The sequence below is a fragment of the Streptomyces justiciae genome, assembly GCF_015163075.1.
In the GTDB taxonomy this organism is placed as follows: Bacteria; Actinomycetota; Actinomycetes; order Streptomycetales; family Streptomycetaceae; genus Streptomyces; species Streptomyces justiciae.
Window position 1 is genome coordinate 25,850 of sequence record NZ_JADDXU010000034.1, and the last position, 20,144, is coordinate 45,993.

14 protein-coding genes are annotated in these 20,144 nt (G+C 70.9%); all 14 read left to right on the forward strand.

The annotated features are described in order from the left end of the window. The first annotated feature begins 41 nt into the window (after window positions 1–41). Window positions 42–680, forward strand: a complete 639-nt coding sequence (locus tag IQ210_RS46040) for a ScbR family autoregulator-binding transcription factor (RefSeq protein ID WP_194085228.1) — start codon at window positions 42–44, stop codon at window positions 678–680. Window positions 681–958: 278 nt separating this feature from the next. Beyond that, window positions 959–1,801 (forward strand): AfsR/SARP family transcriptional regulator, encoded by an 843-nt coding sequence (locus IQ210_RS46045; RefSeq protein ID WP_194085229.1) that lies wholly within the window; start codon window positions 959–961, stop codon window positions 1,799–1,801. Between the two features lie 274 nt (window positions 1,802–2,075). Further along, window positions 2,076–2,897, forward strand: coding sequence for an AfsR/SARP family transcriptional regulator (locus tag IQ210_RS46050; RefSeq protein ID WP_194085230.1), 822 nt, complete (start codon window positions 2,076–2,078; stop codon window positions 2,895–2,897). A gap of 295 nt (window positions 2,898–3,192) precedes the next feature. After that, on the forward strand, window positions 3,193–4,464 hold the full coding sequence (locus tag IQ210_RS46055) for an NAD(P)/FAD-dependent oxidoreductase (protein ID WP_194085231.1): 1,272 nt from the start codon (window positions 3,193–3,195) through the stop codon (window positions 4,462–4,464). 213 nt (window positions 4,465–4,677) lie between these two features. Next, window positions 4,678–5,415: a thioesterase II family protein gene (locus IQ210_RS46060; protein WP_194085232.1), complete on the forward strand. Its 738-nt coding sequence runs from the start codon at window positions 4,678–4,680 to the stop codon at window positions 5,413–5,415. A 655-nt stretch (window positions 5,416–6,070) separates the two neighbouring features. Beyond that, window positions 6,071–7,033 (forward strand): aromatase/cyclase, encoded by a 963-nt coding sequence (locus IQ210_RS46065; protein WP_194085233.1) that lies wholly within the window; start codon window positions 6,071–6,073, stop codon window positions 7,031–7,033. 454 nt (window positions 7,034–7,487) lie between these two features. Beyond that, window positions 7,488–10,907, forward strand: coding sequence for a condensation domain-containing protein (locus IQ210_RS46070; protein WP_194085234.1), 3,420 nt, complete (start codon window positions 7,488–7,490; stop codon window positions 10,905–10,907). Between the two features lie 524 nt (window positions 10,908–11,431). Further along, entirely contained in the window at window positions 11,432–12,640 is a 1,209-nt protein-coding gene (metK, locus tag IQ210_RS46075) for a methionine adenosyltransferase (protein ID WP_194085235.1), read from the forward strand. 96 nt (window positions 12,641–12,736) lie between these two features. Beyond that, window positions 12,737–13,720, forward strand: a complete 984-nt coding sequence (locus IQ210_RS46080) for a carbohydrate kinase family protein (RefSeq protein WP_194085236.1) — start codon at window positions 12,737–12,739, stop codon at window positions 13,718–13,720. Further along, window positions 13,717–17,193 carry a methionine synthase gene (metH, locus tag IQ210_RS46085; RefSeq protein WP_194085237.1) on the forward strand — a complete coding sequence of 1,159 codons (3,477 nt, stop codon included), beginning with the start codon at window positions 13,717–13,719 and terminating at the stop codon, window positions 17,191–17,193. The genes IQ210_RS46080 and metH overlap by 4 nt, the downstream gene beginning before the upstream one ends. Next, window positions 17,190–18,062: a methylenetetrahydrofolate reductase [NAD(P)H] gene (gene metF / locus IQ210_RS46090; RefSeq protein ID WP_194085238.1), complete on the forward strand. Its 873-nt coding sequence runs from the start codon at window positions 17,190–17,192 to the stop codon at window positions 18,060–18,062. Before metH ends, metF begins: the two co-directional genes overlap by 4 nt. After that, window positions 18,040–19,449, forward strand: a complete 1,410-nt coding sequence (ahcY, locus tag IQ210_RS46095) for an adenosylhomocysteinase (RefSeq protein WP_194085239.1) — start codon at window positions 18,040–18,042, stop codon at window positions 19,447–19,449. The genes metF and ahcY overlap by 23 nt, the downstream gene beginning before the upstream one ends. A 22-nt stretch (window positions 19,450–19,471) precedes the next feature. Continuing rightward, window positions 19,472–19,603 (forward strand): hypothetical protein, encoded by a 132-nt coding sequence (locus IQ210_RS48140; protein ID WP_256786328.1) that lies wholly within the window; start codon window positions 19,472–19,474, stop codon window positions 19,601–19,603. A gap of 225 nt (window positions 19,604–19,828) precedes the next feature. Beyond that, window positions 19,829–20,125, forward strand: coding sequence for a DUF6059 family protein (locus tag IQ210_RS46100; RefSeq protein ID WP_228049632.1), 297 nt, complete (start codon window positions 19,829–19,831; stop codon window positions 20,123–20,125). Window positions 20,126–20,144: the final 19 nt, after the last annotated feature.

Here is a 20,144-nt window from a genome sequence, read left to right on the forward strand (position 1 = left end):
GGCACCGGCTTTCGACGTCCCTGTTCTCAGGAGAAACGCAGATGGTCAAACAGGAGCGAGCCGCTCGCACCCGGCAGGCACTGATCCAGGCCGCGGCCGCCGTGTTCGCCGAGGAAGGCTTCGTCACGGCATCGCTCAGCACCATCAGCGGGCGGGCCGGTGTCAGCAACGGGGCGCTGCACTTCCACTTCGCCAACAAGAGCATGCTCGCCGACGCGGTCGAGGCGGCGGCCACCGAGGCCGTCCGCCGGATCACCGAGGCGGCGCAGGCCCGGCAGGGCGAGCCGCTCCAGGCGGTGGTGGACGCCACGCACGAGCTGATGAACGGCCTCGCTCACGACATCGTGCTGCGCGGCGGGTTCGAGCTCGCCGGCGACAACGCGCGCCGCGGGGAGTCGAGCCTGCGCGTGCACTGGCAGCGCTGGGTCGAGGACACGCTCCGCCGGGCCCAGGACGAAGGGGCTCTGGCGGAGGGCGTGTCCTGGGCCGACGGCGCCCGGATCATCGTCGCCGCGACCGCGGGCTTCGAGGTCCTCGGCGACGACGACGCCTCCTGGCTGTCCCGGCAGAACATCACCCGCTTCTGGGAAGTGATCCTGCCGAGCCTGGCCGGCCGGCGGGACCTGCACGGGCTGGTCAGCGCCGGCTCGAAGCAGCAAGTCAACGGCTCCGAGCAGTAGGACCAGAGAAACAGACTTTACGGTCTGTTTGCCGCCCAGGATCTGCTGGTATCCGCCCCGAGCCTCACTTGAGCACCCCTAGAGCCCCACTAGGGAACCGCAATACCCGCAGGTCAAGGGCTAGATGCCAACCTCTCTCCGCTTGGAAAATACAGGACATGCGGTTTGGTATTGACAGACCGCTTGCGCTGTTTTTAGTGTTGTCGTGGCGCCGGACCGGCATCTGTTGGCGGTCGTGGGACGACCGGAGCACCCGGCAACAAGACAGGGGAGATCACGTGAACATCGAGGTACTCGGCGCACTGGCCGTAACGGAAAACGGAGTCTCCATCACGCCGACGGCTCCCAAGCCGCGCCAGGTTCTGGCGCTGCTGGCGCTGCACGCCGACCGGGTGGTGCCCGTCTCCGCTCTGATCGAGGAACTGTGGGGCGCCGCACCACCGCGCAGCGCCCGCACCACGCTGCAGACCTACGTCCTGCAGCTGCGCGAACTCATCGCCGTGGCCCTGGAGAAGGACGAGCGGGACGGCATCGACGGCGAGGGGCGCCGCACCGCCAAGGACGTGCTGGTGACGATGCCCAGCGGCTACCTGCTGGCCAGCGGCGACGGGCAGAGCGACGTGCGCACCTTCGAGCGCCTCGCGGGCACCGGCTACCGGGCCATGGACGCGGGCGACTTCCCCGGCGCCGCACGGCAGTTGCGTGAGGCGCTGGCGCTGTGGTCCGGCACCGCCTTCGCGGACGTCCAGGCCGGGGCGCAGCTGGAGATGGAGATCCGGCGTCTGGAGGAGAGCCGGCTGTGCGCGCTGGACCAGCGCATCGAGGCCGACCTGCGGCTGGGGCGGCACCGCGAACTGCTGGCCGAGCTCACCGTTCTGGTGAACCGTTACCGCACCCACGAGAGCCTGCACGGGCAGTTCATGCTCGCGCTGTACCGCTCGGGCCGGCGGGGCGAGGCCCTGGAGGTCTACCAGCGGCTGCGCGCCACGCTCGTGCGGGACCTCGGCCTGGAGCCGTCGGCCGGACTGCGGCGGTTGCAGCGGTCCATCCTCACGGCCAACCCGGAGACCGCGGCACCGGCCCCCAAGACCGCCAAGGACCGGCTCGTCCCCACCAGCTGAGCGAGCCAGGCCCCCGGTCGCAAAAGCGGTACTGCTCATTCCGGATCGGATTTCCCGGATCGAGTTCCGCTGCACCGGAATTCAAGAAGAATGAAAAACGGGAACGGAATTCTGTGATACGGCGCAAGCGAATGGTCTTTTCGGCCGGTCAGCCCAGTTGAAACCTCCTCAAGCTCCGGTCGAGGAAAGTCGGGCGTGGCCCGGTTCCCGCTAGTGTGCTGACGGTGACGCAATTCAGCCACGAGAGGAACTCGACGAGGTACGGAGGAAAGCAGTGAAGATTCAGGTTCTGGGTCCGTTGAGTGCCGAGGTCAACGGGGGGTCGATTGTCCCGACCGCCGGTAAACCGCGACAGATTCTTTCTCTCCTCGCCCTCTACCCCGGACGGGTGATGCCGGTCCCCATGCTCATGGAGGAAATCTGGGGGACCGAGCCGCCGCAGAGCGCTCTCACCACTCTGCAGACCTACATCCTGCAGCTGCGCAGGCGCCTGGGAACCGCGATGGGACCCGACGCCCCCGGCGCCGCCAAGGAAGTACTGGCCACCCGGCACGGCGGCTATCTGCTGCAGATACCGCCCGAGAGCGTGGACGTGCACGAGTACGAACGCATGGTCTCCGACGGCCGTGCGGCCTTCGAGGCAGGCGACGACGAGACCTCGGCCGACCGGTTCCGCAAGGCGCTGGACCTGTGGCGCGGCCCCGCGCTGGTCGACGTACGGGTCGGACCGATCCTCGGTATCGAGGTCATGCGCCTGGAGGAGAGCAGGCTCGGCACCGTCGAGCGGCGCATCGACGCCGATCTGCGGCTCGGCCGGCACTCCGAACTCATCGCCGAGCTCACCGAACTGACGGCCCGCTACCCGCAGCACGAAGGGCTGCACTCGCAGGCCATGGTGGCGCTGTACCGGTCCGGGCGGCAGGCCTCCGCGCTCGCCGTCTACCGCAAGCTGCGCATCCGGCTCATCGAGGAGCTCGGCGTCGAGCCGTCGCCGCAGGTGCAGCGGCTCCACGAGGCGATGCTGGCCGTGGACCCGCAACTCGACGTCCTCGCAGGGGTACGGCGTACCTCGACATTCGACCTCTACGCCGCCTGAGGCCGGCCGGAGCGGGGGCTCGAGTCGTACTCAATTCATGCCGTACTCAATTCCCGTACACGATCCCGAATCGAGCGGAAATGACGGCCGTGGCCCAGTGAGAAGCCCGAGGACATCGGGCCCGTGACTGGGCTGTGGCCGATCCGCCGCCGCACTGAGCAATTTGAGCGATGACACCGCCCGACGGGTCCCGGCACTCTGGTCTGTGAAAGCGCTCAGCGAGTGGAAGAAGCGGGATGGAAGCTTTTCCGGCGACTCGCGAGTGCGGCCGAATCGGAACTGGGGAAGGTCTCGTATGTCGTCCACTCACTCCGGGTTTTCTGACGATTTCGACGTCATCGTCATCGGCGGCGGACCCGCCGGAGCGACCACCGCGGCGCTGCTCGCCCAGCGCGGCCACCGTGTTCTCGTGCTCGACCGTGAGCGATTCCCCCGATACCACGTCGGGGAGTCCCTCATACCCGGGTTCATGATCCCGATGGAGGAGCTCGGGCTCACCGAGCGCATGGAGGCCAGGGGCTTCGAGCGCAAGTACGGCGGCACCCTGGTCTGGGGCAACAACGAGATCCCGTGGAGCTTCAACTTCAGCACGGGCGGCCGCATCCCGTACTCGTACCACACCCGCCGCGCCGACCTGGACACGATGATCCTGGACCGGGCGCGCGAGCTGGGCGCCTACGTCGTCGAAGAGGCGACCGTCAAGGAGACCATCGAGGAGGACGGCCGCGTCGTCGGCGTCCGCTACGCCCTGCGCGGTCTCAACGGCACCCAAGAGGCCCGGGCGTCCCTGGTCGTCGACGCCTCCGGCCAGGCCCGGGTCATCGGCCGCAAGTACTCCGAGGTCAACTGGCACGACCAGCTGCAGAACGTCGCCGTGTGGACGTACTTCGACAACTGCCACCGGCTGCCCGGCGACGAGTGGAGCAACATCCTCATCGAGGGCATCAAGGACGGCTGGTTCTGGGGCATCCCGATCGACAAGGGCGTCTTCAGCGTCGGCTACGTGACCCGCTCGGCCACCGCGAGCGCCTCCGACAAGGCGCTCGAGGACCTCTTCGTCTCCGAGATGGCGCAGACCACCAAGCTCAAGGAAATCCTCAAGGACGCCCACCAGACGTCCGGTTACCGCACCGCCCGCGACTGGTCGTACACCAACGAGCGCTTCTACGGCAACGGCTGGGTGCTCGTCGGCGACGCCGCCGCGTTCGTCGACCCGCTGTTCTCGACCGGTGTCGCGCTCGCCACGATGGCCGCCAGCACCCTGTCGAAGATCGTCGACAAGATCCTCCAGCACCCGGAGATCGAGGAGAAGGCCCTCGACCGGTACGCCGCCGCCTACCGCGACTTCTTCGGCGACATCCGCTACTTCGTGGAGCAGTTCTACGACCGCTCCAAGACCAAGGGCTTCTACTGGAGCATGGCGCAGGAGATCACCGACCCCGACAAGGAGAACGCGGACGAGGTGGACTTCGTCAAGCTGATCTCCGGACTCAGCGGCAAGCACCGCCTGTTCAACCTCGAGTTCGACGACCTCATCGCCGACACCGGGGCCCCGTCCGACGACTGACGCCGGCACCGGCAGCGAGCACAGCACCATCTCCAGCCCGTCGGGCCGGGAGGCTCCCCCCTCCCGGCCCGACGGGCTTTTCGCGCGCCTCGCGGCCCTGCCGACTCGCTCCGCTCCGGACAAGATCTCCGCCTGCTCTCAAGCGGTACTTGAGACGCTCAGGCAACCCTCGAACTGCCCTGGGCAGCCCGGGCGGAGAGGGAGGAGGGTGCCATGTCGGACGGACGGCCAGTACAACTCCACTGTTTCGCGCACTCCGAGGGAGGCGTCTCGGTCTTCGAGCACTGGGCGGCGAGCACCGGAGCCGGCGTGGAGGTCAAGCCGGTTCCCCTCCCACGCGGCGCACGGGCGGTGACCACACGGGAGGCGCTCCTCGCCGAGCTGCTGCCCCGGTTCACGGCCGCCGGCCCCGGCCCGTACGTCTTCTACGGGCACGGCCTCGGCGCCATGGTGGCCTTCACCGTGACGCGCGCCCTGCACGAGGCGGGCCTGCCCGGGCCCGCGCTCCTCGCCGTCGGCGCCTGCCCGGCACCGCCCCATGCGCCGGCCGCGCTGCCCGACGCCCGCGGGGCGACCGACGCCGAGCTGCTGGACATCCTGGGCGGCAAGGGTGCCGTCCCGGCCACCAGCGACGAGGGGGTCTGGCTGCAGGCCATGCTCCCGGTCCTCCGCGCCGACCTGGAGCTCGCCCAGGCCCTCGACGAGGGGGCCCGTACGCCCTCTGCCGCGGGTCCGCTCAACACCCCGATCCTCGTCGTCGCCGCGCAGGGCAACCCGCTGGCACCGCCCACGATCGCCGACGGCTGGCGGCAGTCGACCGACGGGCCCTCATGGCTGCGCACGGTGCCCGACCGCCACTTCTTCGCCCGAAGCCGCACCTTGCCCCGACTCCTGGGCCGGGCCTGCCGCGTCGCCGACCGGGTCACGCGTGAACGGGTACCGGTGGCCTGACCCGCCCCCGGCCTGCCTGGGAGTCGGCCGTCACGGCGACCGCATCACACGCGAACAGGCCCCGTGGCCTGACCCGCCCCCGGCTCCCGGGGACCGGCCATCACGGCAACCGCCTCACGCGCGAACCGGTACCTGTCGCCTGACCTACGCCGCCCCGCGCAGCTCGGGGCCGACCTCACCCCTGCCCCTACCGGTGAGGGAGGTGCTGCCCGGCTTCGAGGCCGGGCGCTGGAGCTTGCGGTGGGTCTGGTCCCGGGGCTTGGGCGGGCGTGCCCGCTGTGCGGTCGCGGCCGGTCCTGGGCCGGGGGCGGGGCTGCGCCTCGTGTGCCGCTGCGGCAGGGGCCAACCGGCTTCGGGGCTGGTGCCGGCCTTGTGACCTGGCCCTGCGCCGGGTCTGGCCGGGGTCTCGGGTGCTCGTGCCTTGTGTGCCGCAGCGGCGGGTCCGCCTGCCGCAGCGGTGGCACCGGCCTGTCGCCCTGGACGGCATCACGTGCCATGCGCCGCCGTGTCGCCCCCGCCCGCCGGCCCGTCGCCGCCGCGTCCGGCACCATGCCGCGGCGTCAGGTCGGCGTTCCGGTCAGGCTCCAGTGTTTCTCGTGCGGCCTTCTGGATGCTGTGGGTGGCTCCATCGGCGCCACGGAAGGAGAGGTGTGAGATGTCTGCTCGACACGCGGACCACCGGACGCAGAAGGCGCACGTGTCAGCGCCCGCCGGTGTGGTCTACGCCCTGGTCGCCGACACGGTGAAGTGGCCGCTGTACTACTCGCCGATCATGCACGTGGAGCGCCAGGAGTTCGACGGCGAACGAGAGCGGCTGCGGATGTGGTCCCTCGTCGGCGGCGAACTCAAGTCGTGGACGTCATGGCGCCGCCTGGACCCCGTGGCCCGCTGCGTGGAGTTCCGCCAGGAGGTGCCCGCACCCCCGCTGCACTCCCTGAACGGCACCGTGCAGGTGCGGTCGGAAGGCCCGCAGGACAGCGACGTCGAGGTCACGTACGGCTTCAGCCTCGCCGGCGACCTGGCCGCAGACACGGCCCTGGTGGAGCGGATCGGCGAAGGCCACGACCTCGCCCAGCGCCGCGCGCTCTCCGAAGTCGCGGCGCTCGCCGAACGCTGGGACCAGCTGGACGAACTGGTGCTGTCCTTCGAGGAGTCGGTGCGCGTAGACGGCCCCGCCGAACTGGTCTACGACTTCCTCTACCGGGCCGCCGACTGGCCCGCCGTGGTGCCTCACATAGCCCGGGTCGACCTCACCGAGGACGTGCCCGGCGTGCAGCGCGTGACCGTGGAGACGGTGACCGAGGACGGCCCCGAGACCACGGAGGCGGTGCGGATCTGCTTCCCGCACGCCGGTCGCATCGTCTACAAGACCACCGCGACGCCCGCGCTGCTGGAGGCACACACCGGCGAGTGGTCGGTCGTACCGGACGAGCACGGAGCGACCGTCATCGCCCAGCACAACGTCCTGCTGAACGAGCAGACCGTCGCCACCCTGCTGGGCGAGAACACAGACCCCGCCGAGGCCCGCCGACACGTACGTGAGGTGATCGGCCGTAACAGCAGGGCCCTGCTCGACCAGGCCGCCCAGCACGCGAAGAGCGCGGCCCGCACCCTGTGACGGCGATCCCGGGCGGCCGGTCACCGCGCTGCGCGCCACCGACGGCGCGCACTCGGGGACCGGCCCTGCCGGGCTAGGGCACGGCTGCATCCCCGCTTGGGAAAACGGACGTCCGGCGCGTACTGCACTAGCGTGCTGAGTCGGACCGAAGTGGATACCAGCCGATCAGGAGGCGTCATGGAAGCGAGGCAGCGCGGCCCCGCCCTCGCTCGCCCCGCGCCCCGCCGCCCACGCCGTCTCTGCCCGTCACGCCCGGACTCCGCCGGGCACGCGCGCGGCCCGTCCGCCCTGTCGCCCGCCCGGCCCCGGACCTTGCTCCGTCTCGGTCCCGGCCCGGCACCCAGGGGGCCGCAGCACTTCGGGGAGCGCCGCCTCGCAGCTCGTCCAGCGCCTACAGAGGAGAGGAGGGAGGGGACCACACCGGCCACACCGGACGGTATGTCCCCGGACAGGAATGACCGTTGCCCGCTTCTCACCCACGGCGGTCTCCGTGGTCGTCTCCCTCGGGCCGTCCGCGTACCCGGCCTCCTGGGACCTCGAGGTGCGCGGGCCGATCGACGCTGCCGTGCTGGAACGTGCCCTGGAGGAACTCGCCCCCGGTGACCCCGTCCCGGCCGACGGCCGGCATCGGCTGGTGCGGCACGGTCGCGACCATCACACGCTCAGGCTCACGCCGGCACCGGGCACGTCCGTGGCGTCCCTGGCGGGCCGTATCGCCGACCTGCTCACCGAGCCGCCCGCCGCGGAGCAGCCGCTCACCCCGGCCCAGTGCGCGGTCCTCGCTCCCGGGCAGGCCCGATACCCGCGTTACGAGGCGGTGTTCGTCGAAGCCAACGGGCCGCTGGACGCGGGCACGGTACGACAGGCGCTGCGCCGCCTCCTGGCCGCCCACCCCCAGCTGACCTCCCGCGCCGACGCCACGCGCGGCCGGCTGACACCGCCAGCCGTAGCGCCGGACGCGGGGGCGATGGACCGTCAGGAGCCTCTGACAGAGGGCGAGTTCACCGACGAGGCCGACTTCTCCGCGGCCGTCGCCGCCCTGGGCCGTACGGTCGACGCACGCACCGGCGTCCAGCTGCGGGCCCTGCTCGCCCGCGACCGCCGCCCGACCGGGCCGCGCGCCGACCGGCTCGCCGTGGTCGCCGACCGGCTCGCCGTGGACGACACGTCCTGGCACATCCTTATCGAGGACCTGGCCGCCTTCCTCGACGAGCCGGAGAACGGCGCCCGGCCGTCCGGGGCCCCGGGCCCGGGAACCGCCGGACTCACCCCCGCGACCTGGGCCGCGGAGCTTCGGGAACTGGCCGCCGACCCCGAGGAGGCCCGGCACTGGACCCGGGTCGCCGAACGCAGGGCCCGGATGATCAACTCCCGTTGGTCCGCGCGCGTGGGCCGGCCGCAGGACGTGACCGGTTCCGGTCCGGCGGACGTACGGGACAAGGCACCGGGCCCGGCCCGGCACACCGGCTTCATCGTGGACGCGGAACCGACCCAGCGGATCACCCAGGGGCTGGCCCGGCGTCTCGCACTGACCACCGGACAGGTGCTGACCGGCGTGTTCGCCCTGGCCCTCGCCCGCTGGCAACGCGTGGACGAGGTCAGTTTCGACGTCCGGAGCGACCCCCGGGCAGACCACTCGAACCTACGGCGTCACGTGGGCCGGCTCACCGACGTGCACCCGGTGCATCTCGCCCTGGACCCCGCCCTGGACCTCCTGGGTCAACTGGCGGCCTTGGCAGGCCCCTTGGCGGCCGGCGCCGGGCAGGCGGCCGGCGGCGCCGGCTTCGGAGCCTGCCGGGAGTGGAGCCCCGACCCACTGCTACGCGAGGCACTGCGCGGACTGCCACCCGCCCAGACCTGCCTGGTCCTCCCTGCCCCGATCGAGCGGGTGCCCGACGCGACCGGGCCGCTGCCCGGCGCCGCCCGGCCTGTGCCCGGCAGTGCGCCGAAACCGTCCGTGAACCCGCTCCAGGTGCGGTTCCAGGTCGTCGGCGACCGCCTGCACATCGGCCTTGACTGGGTGTCCGACCCCGTCGAGGGCATCACCGACGCCTCGGTGGCCGCGCTCGGGGATCTGCTCAGGGAACTGCTCGAGGAACTGGCGGAGACGTCCACCGCCCCGATCCCGTCCGTGTTCCGGGCCACGCCCCAGCAGACGGCCCTCTACACCGGGGGCGACGCACAGCCCGGCACCGGACGCCATGTCGAGCAGGTCGTATGGCTCTGGCACGGCCCCCTCGACGTCCAGCGCTTCACCGCGGCATGGCAGTCGGTCTTCGACTGCGAGACCGTACTGCGCACGGCGTTCACCGGCGGCCCCGAACCCCAGCTCATGGTGCACAGCCGGGTCACCCCCGACATCACCAACCGCGTCCACGCCGCCAGCGACGACCTGTCCACGCTCCTGGAACGCGACCGGCTGCGCGGCTTCGACCTGCGGTGTCCCCCGGCGATGCGGCTCACCCTGCTGCAATCCGACGGCATGCCGCCCGCCCGCACCGGCGCCCCCACCCGGATCGTGCTCACCTACCACCGGGCACTGCTCGACAACTGGAGCGTGCACATCCTGCTGCGCGAGTTCTACCGGGCCTATCTCGGTGACGGTGCCCTGCCCGGCGGCGAGCGCCGCCCCGACCTGCGCGACTACGCCGCCTGGGTCGCGGCGCAGGACCTCGGGCCGGCCCGGGGTTTCTGGGCACGCTCCGCGCCGCCCGACGGCACCGCCTCCAGGCCGGGCCGACCCGCCGGGGCCACGGGCGGGACCGGGGTCGGCCGCTCGCGGCTGCGCCTGGACGCCGCAGAAACCATCCGCCTGGCGCGCTGGGCCGGCCGCTGGGGGGTCGCGGAGAGCAGCGTCCTCCAGGCCGTGTGGGCGATGCTGATCTACCGCGCGTCCGGCGCCACCGCACCGGCCCCGGTCAGCTTCGCGGTGACCGTACCGGGGCGCGGCATCCCGCTCGACGGTGTCTCCCGGATGCTCGGCCCGCTGCGCAACTCGTTGCTCATGTCCGTCGACGTGGACCCGGCGGGCACCGTGCCGGGCCTGCTGCGTCAACTGCGGGACCGCGCCCTGGACATGGCCGCCTACGAGTGGGTCCCGGGCGACTGGATCCACGGCCGGCGGGAGGCGGGCGTCGAACCCGCCGACACCGTCATCGTCTTCGAGGACCCGCCCCATCCGGTGGAGGGCCTGGAGAACGAACTCGCCGCGCAGGGACTCGGAGCCGACTTCCCCGGCACCGTGCCCGCGCGCTCCGTCCTGCCGATCGGGCTGCTCGCCCACCACGACAAGACGGGCGGCCTGGTCTTCACCGGCGTGCACGACCGTGACGTACTCGACGAGGAAGCCGCCACCGAACTGCTCGTGCAGAGCGCTCTGCTGCTGCGTGAACTCCCCTTGTGGGCACGGGAGTCCACCACCGTGGGGGAGGCGCTGAAGCTGCTGGAGGGCAGGGCCGTACCGCCCATGGCGGAGGCCGCCGGGGCCGGACTGGACGATCCGCTGGTCACCCTGCGTGCGGCGCGGGAGGAGCAGGCGGGCACGGTCTGTCTGGTCCCGCCGCCCGGCGCGCCCGCGGACTGCTACGACCTGGTGGCCCACGCCTACACCGGCCCCCGGCGGCTGCTGGTGCTCACCACGGGCACCGACACCGACCGCGCCCGGTCCGCCCTGGCCGCGCTGCCCGGCGGCCGGCAACTGGTACTCGGCGGCTACTCCGGGGCGGGCGCCCTCGCCTGCGACCTGGCCCGGCACCTCGCGGCCGACGGCGACCGCCCGCCCAGGGTGGTACTCGCGGGCGCCTCCACGGACGCCGGGGAACAAGCCACGACCCTCGCCCAGGCCCTCAACCACACCACCCGCCCCCACGCCTGACACCCCACCAAGCCCAGCCACCCACCCGCAGCCCTGACGGCCCGACCGCAGTCCCACCGCCTGCTCCATCAGGACGCGGGTCCGTCCAGCCGTAGTCCCGACGGCCCGCCCGCGATGCCTGCCGCCTGGTCCGTCAGGGGTGGCCGGGCGCGCAGGCGGTCTGGCCGAGGGCGTGAGTCAGGGCGTCGCGTCCTTCGCCGTCACCGGTGCCGTCCAGCGGGTCGTCGGTCGCCGGTCCGGCCGGCCGCAGCACGTGGCGGACCGACCGCAGTCCCCGCCACCTAGTCCGTCCGGACGCAGCTCTGACGGCTTGTCTGGAGTTCCTGCCACCCGGCTCCTCAGGACACCCGCACGCTCAGCCGCCCCGTCCGGGCACCTCACCACCGAAGCTCGCCTCCTCCGCTGACGTTCCGTCGTCTTTCGAGTGCTCCTCGTCCGGGGTCGTTCATCGTGGCTGTGGCACGGGTGACCTGGCCCGGGCTCTGACGCCCCTCGTGCTGTGGGCCGCAACCAACGGGAGAGTCATGTCACGTCGTCTGTTCACCTCGGAGTCCGTCACCGAGGGGCACCCCGACAAGATCGCCGACCGCATCAGCGACACCATCCTCGACGCGCTGCTGCGCGAGGACCCCGCCGCGCGCGTCGCGGTCGAGACACTGATCACCACCGGCCAGGTGCACATCGCCGGCGAGGTCACCACCACGGCCTACGCCCCGATCGCCCAACTCGTGCGCGACGCCATCCTCGACATCGGCTACGACTCCTCCGCCAAGGGCTTCGACGGCGCCTCCTGCGGTGTGTCCGTGTCGATCGGTGCGCAGTCCCCGGACATCGCGCAGGGCGTGGACACGGCGTACGAGACGCGGGTCGAGGGTGACGAGGACGAGCTCGACAAGCAGGGCGCCGGCGACCAGGGCCTGATGTTCGGCTACGCCACCGACGAGACGCCGAACCTGATGCCGCTGCCCATCGAGCTGGCCCACCGGCTCTCCCGCCGCCTCACCCAGGTCCGCAAGGACGGCACCATCCCCTACCTGCGCCCCGACGGCAAGACGCAGGTCACCATCGAGTACGACGGCGCCAAGGCCGTCCGCCTCGACACGGTCGTCGTCTCCACGCAGCACGCCGCCGACATCGACCTGGGCTCGCTGCTCACCCCCGACATCCGCACCGAGGTCGTCGAGCACGTCCTCGGACAGCTCGCCGAGGACGGCATCAAGCTGGAGACCGAGGGCTACCGCCTGCTGGTCAACCCGACCGGCCGCTTCGAGATCGGCGGCCCGATGGGCGACGCCGGCCTCACCGGCCGCAAGATCATCATCGACACCTACGGCGGCATGGCCCGCCACGGCGGCGGCGCCTTCTCCGGCAAGGACCCGTCCAAGGTGGACCGTTCCGCCGCGTACGCGATGCGCTGGGTCGCCAAGAACGTCGTCGCCGCCGGCCTCGCCGCCCGCTGCGAGGTGCAGGTCGCGTACGCGATCGGCAAGGCCGAGCCGGTCGGCCTGTTCGTGGAGACCTTCGGCACCGAGACCGTGCCGGTCGAGCGCATCCAGCAGGCCGTCACCGAGGTCTTCGACCTCCGCCCGGCCGCCGTCATCCGCGACCTCGACCTGCTCCGCCCGATCTACGCCCAGACCGCCGCGTACGGCCACTTCGGCCGCGAGCTGCCCGACTTCACCTGGGAGCGCACCGACCGCGCCCCGCAGCTCAAGGCGGCCGCGGGCAGCTGACCCGACGCCTCGACGGCCGGGCCCGGCGCTATCGGCCGACCCCCGCACCACCGGCGATCAGCGACCGAAGTGACCGAAGAGACCGAAGGAGTACCTGTGCGAATCGCGGTGACCGGATCCATAGCAACCGACCATCTGATGGTCTTCCCCGGACGGTTCGCGGATCAGCTGCTGCCCGACCAGCTCGCGCACGTCTCGCTCTCCTTCCTCGTCGACCGGCTCGAGGTCCGCCGCGGCGGCGTCGCCGCCAACATCGCCTTCGGCCTCGGCGGCCTCGGCCTCGCGCCCCTGCTGGTCGGGGCGGTCGGCACCGACTTCGCCGAGTACGAGGTGTGGCTGAAGGAGCACGGCGTCGACACCGGCGGCGTCCACGTCTCCGCCGAACACCAGACAGCCCGCTTCCTGTGCATCACCGACGAGGACACCAACCAGATCGCCGCGTTCTACGCGGGCGCCATGACCGAGGCGTACGACATCGATCTGACCACCCTCGTCACCGGCACCGACCGCCCCGGCCTCGTCCTGATATCACCCGACGACCCGGCGGCGATGCTGCGCCACACCGCCGAGTGCCGCACCCTCGGCATCCCCTTCGCCGCCGACCCCTCCCAGCAACTCGCCCGCCTCGACGGCGACCAGGTCCGCGACCTCGTGGACGGCGCCACCTGGCTGTTCACCAACGAGTACGAGGCCGCCCTGCTCAAGGAACGCACCGGCTGGAGCCGCAGCGACGTCCTCGCCACCGTCGGCACCTGGGTCACCACCCTCGGCGAGAAGGGCGTACGCATCGAGAGCGTGGGCCGGCCGACACTGGACGTCCCCGCGGTCCCCGACGCCGAGACCGCCGACCCGACCGGCGTCGGCGACGCCTTCCGCGCCGGCTTCCTCGCCGCCGTCGCCCACGGCACCCCGCTGGAGTCCGCCGCCCGCCTCGGCTGCGCCCTCGCCTCCGTCGCCCTGGGCGCCGTGGGCTCGCAGTCCTACGAGGTCGACCCCGCCCAGCTGACCGGCATCGTCGAGCGCGCCTACGGCCCCGGCGCCGCCGCACCGCTCGCCTCCCTCCTCGGCGACCGGTCATGAGCGCCCACCACCGCGCCCGCGTCACCGCGCTCCGCGAGGCGTTCGCCACCCGTGTGGTGGTCGCCGACGGAGCGATGGGCACCATGCTCCAGGCGCAGGACCCCACCCTTGAGGACTTCGAGAACCTCGAAGGCTGTAACGAGATCCTCAACGTGACCCGCCCGGACATCGTCCGCTCGGTGCACTCCGCCTACTTCGACGCGGGCGTCGACTGCGTGGAGACCAACACCTTCGGCGCCAACCACGCGGCCCTCGGCGAGTACGACATCCCCCAGCGCGTGCACGAACTGTCGGAGGCCGGCGCCCGCGTGGCCCGCGAGACGGCCGACGAGTTCACCGCCCGGGACGGCCGCCAACGCTGGGTCCTCGGCTCGATGGGCCCCGGCACCAAGCTGCCCACCCTCGGCCACGCCCCGTACACCACCCTGCGCGACGCCTACCAGCAGAACGCCGAGGGCCTGATCGCGGGCGGCGCCGACGCGCTGCTCGTGGAGACCACCCAGGACCTCCTCCAGACCAAGGCCTCCGTCATCGGCGCCCGTCGTGCCCTCGAAGCCCTCGGCCTGGACGTCCCGCTGATCGTGTCGGTGACCGTCGAGACCACCGGCACCATGCTCCTGGGCTCCGAGATCGGCGCCGCGCTGACCGCGCTGGAACCGCTCGGCATCGACATGATCGGCCTGAACTGCGCCACCGGCCCCGCCGAGATGAGCGAGCACCTGCGCTACCTCTCCCGGCACTCCCGCGTCCAGCTGTCCTGCATGCCCAACGCGGGCCTGCCGGTACTGACCAAGGACGGCGCCCACTACCCGCTGACCGCGCCCGAACTCGCCGACGCCCAGGAGAACTTCGTACGCGAATACGGCCTGTCGCTGATCGGCGGCTGCTGCGGTACGACACCGGAACATCTGCGTGCCGTCGTCGAGCGGGTGCGCGGCATGGTGCCGGGGGAGCGGGAACCTCGTCCGGAGCCGGGGGCGGCGTCGCTGTACCAAACCGTGCCGTTCCGTCAGGACACCTCGTACCTGGCGATCGGCGAGCGGACGAATGCCAACGGGTCGAAGAAGTTCCGTGAGGCGATGCTGGAGGGCCGCTGGGACGACTGCGTGGAGATGGCCCGCGACCAGATCCGCGAGGGCGCGCACATGCTGGACCTGTGCGTGGACTACGTCGGCCGCGACGGCGTCGCCGACATGGAGGAACTGGCGGGACGGTTCGCGACCGCGTCCACGCTGCCGATCGTGCTGGACTCCACCGAGGTCGACGTCATCCAGGCGGGCCTGGAGAAGCTGGGCGGGCGTGCGGTCATCAACTCGGTCAACTACGAGGACGGCGACGGCCCCGAGTCCCGCTTCGCCAAGGTCACCAAGCTCGCCCAGGAGCACGGGGCGGCGCTGATCGCGCTGACCATCGACGAGGAGGGCCAGGCCCGTACCCCGGAGAAGAAGGTCGAGATCGCCGAACGGCTGATCGAGGACCTCACCGGCAACTGGGGCATCCATGAGTCGGACATCCTCATCGACACCCTGACCTTCACCATCTGCACCGGTCAGGAGGAATCCCGCAAGGACGGCATCGCCACCATCGAGGCGATCCGCGAGCTCAAGCGCCGCCACCCGGACGTGCAGACCACGCTGGGTCTGTCGAACATCTCCTTCGGCCTGAACCCGGCCGCCCGCATCCTGCTCAACTCCGTCTTCCTGGACGAGTGCGTCAAGGCGGGCCTGGACTCGGCGATCGTGCACGCCTCGAAGATCCTGCCGATCGCCCGGTTCAGCGAGGAGGAGGTGCAGACGGCCCTCGACCTGATCTACGACCGTCGCGCCGAGGGCTACGACCCGCTGCAGAAGCTGATGGCGCTGTTCGAGGGCGCCACCGCCAAGTCGTTGAAGGCCGGCAAGGCCGAGGAACTGGCCGCGCTGCCACTGGAGGAGCGCCTCAAGCGGCGCATCATCGACGGCGAGAAGAACGGCCTGGAGGCCGACCTCGATCAGGCGCTGGAGACCACTCCCGCCCTGGACATCGTCAACAACACGCTGCTGGACGGCATGAAGGTCGTCGGCGAGCTGTTCGGCTCCGGCCAGATGCAGCTGCCGTTCGTGTTGCAGTCCGCCGAGGTGATGAAGTCGGCGGTCGCCTACCTCGAACCGCACATGGAGAAGTCCGACGCCGAAGGCAAAGGCACCATCGTGCTGGCCACCGTCCGCGGCGACGTCCACGACATCGGCAAGAACCTCGTCGACATCATCCTGTCCAACAACGGCTACAACGTGGTCAACCTCGGTATCAAGCAGCCGGTCTCGGCGATCCTGGAGGCGGCTGAGGAGCACAAGGCCGATGTGATCGGGATGTCCGGGCTGCTGGTGAAGTCCACGGTGATCATGAAGGAGAACCTGGAGGAGCTCAACTCCCGTGGCATGGCCGCCGATTACCCGGTCATCCTCGGCGGCGCCGCGCTGACCCGGGCCTATGTCGAGCAGGATCTGCACGAGATCTACCAGGGCGAAGTCCGCTACGCCCGCGACGCGTTCGAAGGCCTGCGCCTCATGGACGCCCTCATGGCTATCAAGCGGGGCGTACCCGGAGCCACGCTGCCCGAGCTCAAGCAGCGCCGTGTCAGAAGCGTCGCCGCCACCGCCGTACTCGAAGAGCGTCCCGAGGTCGGACAGGTCCGTTCCGACGTGGCCGTGGACAACGCGGTGCCCGCACCGCCCTTCTGGGGCTCGCGGGTCGTCAAGGGCATCCAGCTCAAGGAGTACGCCTCCTGGCTCGACGAAGGCGCCCTTTTCAAGGGGCAGTGGGGTCTGAAGGGCGAGACCATCGAGCGGGAGGGGCGGCCGCGGCTGCGGATGTGGCTCGACCGGCTGCGCACCGAGAACCTGCTGGAAGCGGCCGTGGTCCACGGCTACTACCCGTGCGTGTCCAAGGGCGACGACCTGATCCTCCTCGACGAGCACGGCAACGAGCGCACCCGCTTCACCTTCCCCCGGCAAGGCCGCGGCCGCCGGCTGTGCCTGGCGGACTTCTTCCGCCCGGAGGAGTCGGGGGAGACCGACGTCGTCGGCCTCCAGGTCGTCACCGTCGGCTCCCGCATCGGGGAGGAGACCGCGAAGCTCTTCGAGGCCGACGCCTACCGCGACTACCTCGAACTGCACGGCCTGTCCGTCCAGTTGGCCGAGGCACTCGCCGAGTACTGGCACGCCCGGGTGCGCGCCGAACTCGGGATCGCCGACGGCGACCCGGACTCGCTCTCCGGCATGTTCCGCACCGAGTACCAGGGCTGCCGCTACTCCCTGGGCTACCCGGCCTGCCCCGACCTGGAGGACCGCGCGAAGATCGCCGACCTGCTGCGGCCCGAACGCATCGGCGTCCACCTGTCGGAGGAGTTCCAGCTGCACCCCGAGCAGTCCACCGACGCGATCGTGGTCCACCACCCCGAGGCGAGCTACTTCAACGCGGGAGGCCGCGCATGACCACCTTCTCCTTCGAGTTCTTCCCACCGAAGACACCCAAGGGCGAACAGACGCTGTGGAACGCGATCCGCCGCATCGAACCGCTCGCGCCCGACTTCGTGTCCGTCACCTACGGCGCCGGCGGCTCCTCCAGGGACCGCACCATCGACGTCACCAAGCGCCTGGTGACCGAGACGACGCTGCGGCCGGTCGCCCATCTGACCGCGGTCGGCCACTCGGTCGCCGAGCTGCGGCACATCATCGGGCAGTACGCGGACGCCGGAGTGCGCGACGTCCTGGTGCTGCGCGGCGACCCGCCCGGCGACCCCACGGGGCCCTGGCAGGCCCACCCCGAGGGCTTCACCTACGCCCATGAACTCGTCGAACTCGTGCGCTCGCTGGGCGAGTTCACCATCGGCGTGGCCGCCTTCCCGGAACGCCATCCGCGCTCCGCGGACTGGGACAGCGACATCCGGCACTTCGTCGCCAAGTGCCGGGCGGGCGCCGACTACGCGATCACCCAGATGTTCTTCCACGTCGAGGACTATCTCCGGCTGCGCGACCGGGTGGCCGCCGCCGGCTGCGAGACCCCGATCATCCCGGAGATCATGCCGGCCACCGACGTCCGCCAGATCGCCCGCTTCGCCGAACTCAGCGGCGCCGCCTTCCCCGAGCAGCTCGCCCACCGTCTGGAGGCCGCGCGCGACAACCCCGCGGACGGCCACCGCATCGGGGTCGAGTACGCCACCGCCATGGCCGAGCGACTCCTCGCCGAGGGCGCGCCGGGCCTGCACTACATCACCCTCAACCGCTCGACGGCGACCCTCGAGATCCACCACAACGTACTGAACTCAAGGAGTGCACAGCATGTCCTCGCAGCCCACCGCTGACTTCACGGACTTCAAGGTCGCGGACCTCTCGCTCGCCGAGTTCGGCCGTAAGGAGATCACCCTCGCCGAGCACGAGATGCCCGGCCTGATGGCGATCCGCAAGGAGTACGCGGAGGCGCAGCCGCTGGCCGGCGCGCGGATCACGGGCTCGCTGCACATGACCGTGCAGACCGCCGTCCTCATCGAGACCCTGGTCGCCCTGGGCGCGCAGGTCCGCTGGGTCTCCTGCAACATCTACTCCACGCAGGACCACGCTGCCGCCGCCATCGCCGCCGCCGGCATCCCGGTGTTCGCCTGGAAGGGCGAGACGCTGGAGGAGTACTGGTGGTGCACCGAACAGGCCCTGACCTGGCCCGGGCAGGCCGGCCCGAACATGATCCTGGACGACGGCGGTGACGCCACCCTCCTGGTCCACAAGGGCGTCGAGTACCAGAAGACGGGACAGCTGCCCGCTGCGGACAACGAGGAACTGGCCGTCGTACGCGCCCTGTTGGAGAACAGCCCGCTGGACTGGACGCGCATCGCCTCGGAGATCCGCGGCGTGACCGAGGAGACCACGACCGGCGTTCACCGCCTGTACGAGATGCAGCGCGACGGCCAGCTGCTCTTCCCCGCGATCAACGTGAACGACGCGGTGACGAAGTCGAAGTTCGACAACAAGTACGGCTGCCGTCACTCGCTGATCGACGGCATCAACCGTGCCACCGATGTCCTGATCGGCGGCAAGACCGCGGTCGTCTGCGGCTACGGTGACGTGGGCAAGGGCTGCGCGGAGTCGCTGCGCGGTCAGGGTGCCCGGGTGATCGTCACGGAGATCGACCCGATCTGCGCGTTGCAGGCGGCGATGGACGGCTACCAGGTCACGACCCTCGACGAGGTCATCGACAAGGCCGACATCTTCATCACCACGACCGGCAACAAGGACATCATCATGGCCAGCGACATGGCCAAGATGAAGCACCAGGCCATCGTCGGCAACATCGGCCACTTCGACAACGAGATCGACATGGCCGGCCTCGCCAAGATCCCCGGCATCGTCAAGGACGAGGTCAAGCCGCAGGTCCACACCTGGAAGTTCCCGGACGGCAAGGTCATCATCGTCCTCTCCGAGGGGCGTCTGCTGAACCTGGGCAACGCCACCGGTCATCCGTCGTTCGTGATGTCGAACTCGTTCGCGGACCAGACGCTGGCCCAGATCGAGCTGTTCACGAAGCAGTCCGAGTACCCGATCGGCGTGTACACGCTGCCCAAGCACCTGGACGAGAAGGTCGCCCGGCTCCACCTGGACGCGCTCGGCGTGAAGCTGACGACGCTGCGCCCGGAGCAGGCCTCCTACATCGGCGTCGAGGTCGACGGCCCGTACAAGCCCGACCACTACCGCTACTGAGCCGACCGCGCAGGAGGACCAGGTGTACGACACCGTCGAGGAGCACTGCACGCAGGCCCAGGACGCGGCGATGGCGCTCGCCCCACCGCTGCTGCTCGCCGGCGTCGACGAGGACGACACCTGGGAGCCGCACGTCGTGCGCGGCATCGACTGACCGTCCCCCCACCCCCGGCGGCGCGTCGCGGAACCCTCCGCGGCGCGCCGTTTCGTCATGCGTCAGGACGGCCGGCCACCGGGCCGCCGTCGCCCGAAACCAGCACGTTCGTGCGCATGGTCTTCTCGACCGTCTCCCGAGTGAACCTTGTCAGTCTCTGTAGAGAAGGACTAGCGGATCTGTGGAGGTGTGGACGTGTATCGGTTGCTGTGTGGAGGCGGTCGGATGCTGGCCGACTACTGTCTGCGGCCCGTCTGGCGGGTCCTGGCGTCGTACGGGGCGATCTACGTCGGACCCGAGGCGATGAGGGCCGTGGCGGCGCCCGGCTACGCCTCACGCTCGGCCAGACGCCTGGTGCGCTACGCCCAGGGCAGGCTCCTGGTGCTGCCGCCGGGGGTCGGAGGGCCGCCGCCCGCGCACCCCGAGCGGCTGCGCGAGGACGTGCCGCTGTCCGGGCAGGAGCTGCTCCTCGCCCGTGAACTGTGGCCGGCGTACGAGCCGAGGGCCCGCGAAGGTCGCTGACCTTCACGGGCCCTCGGGC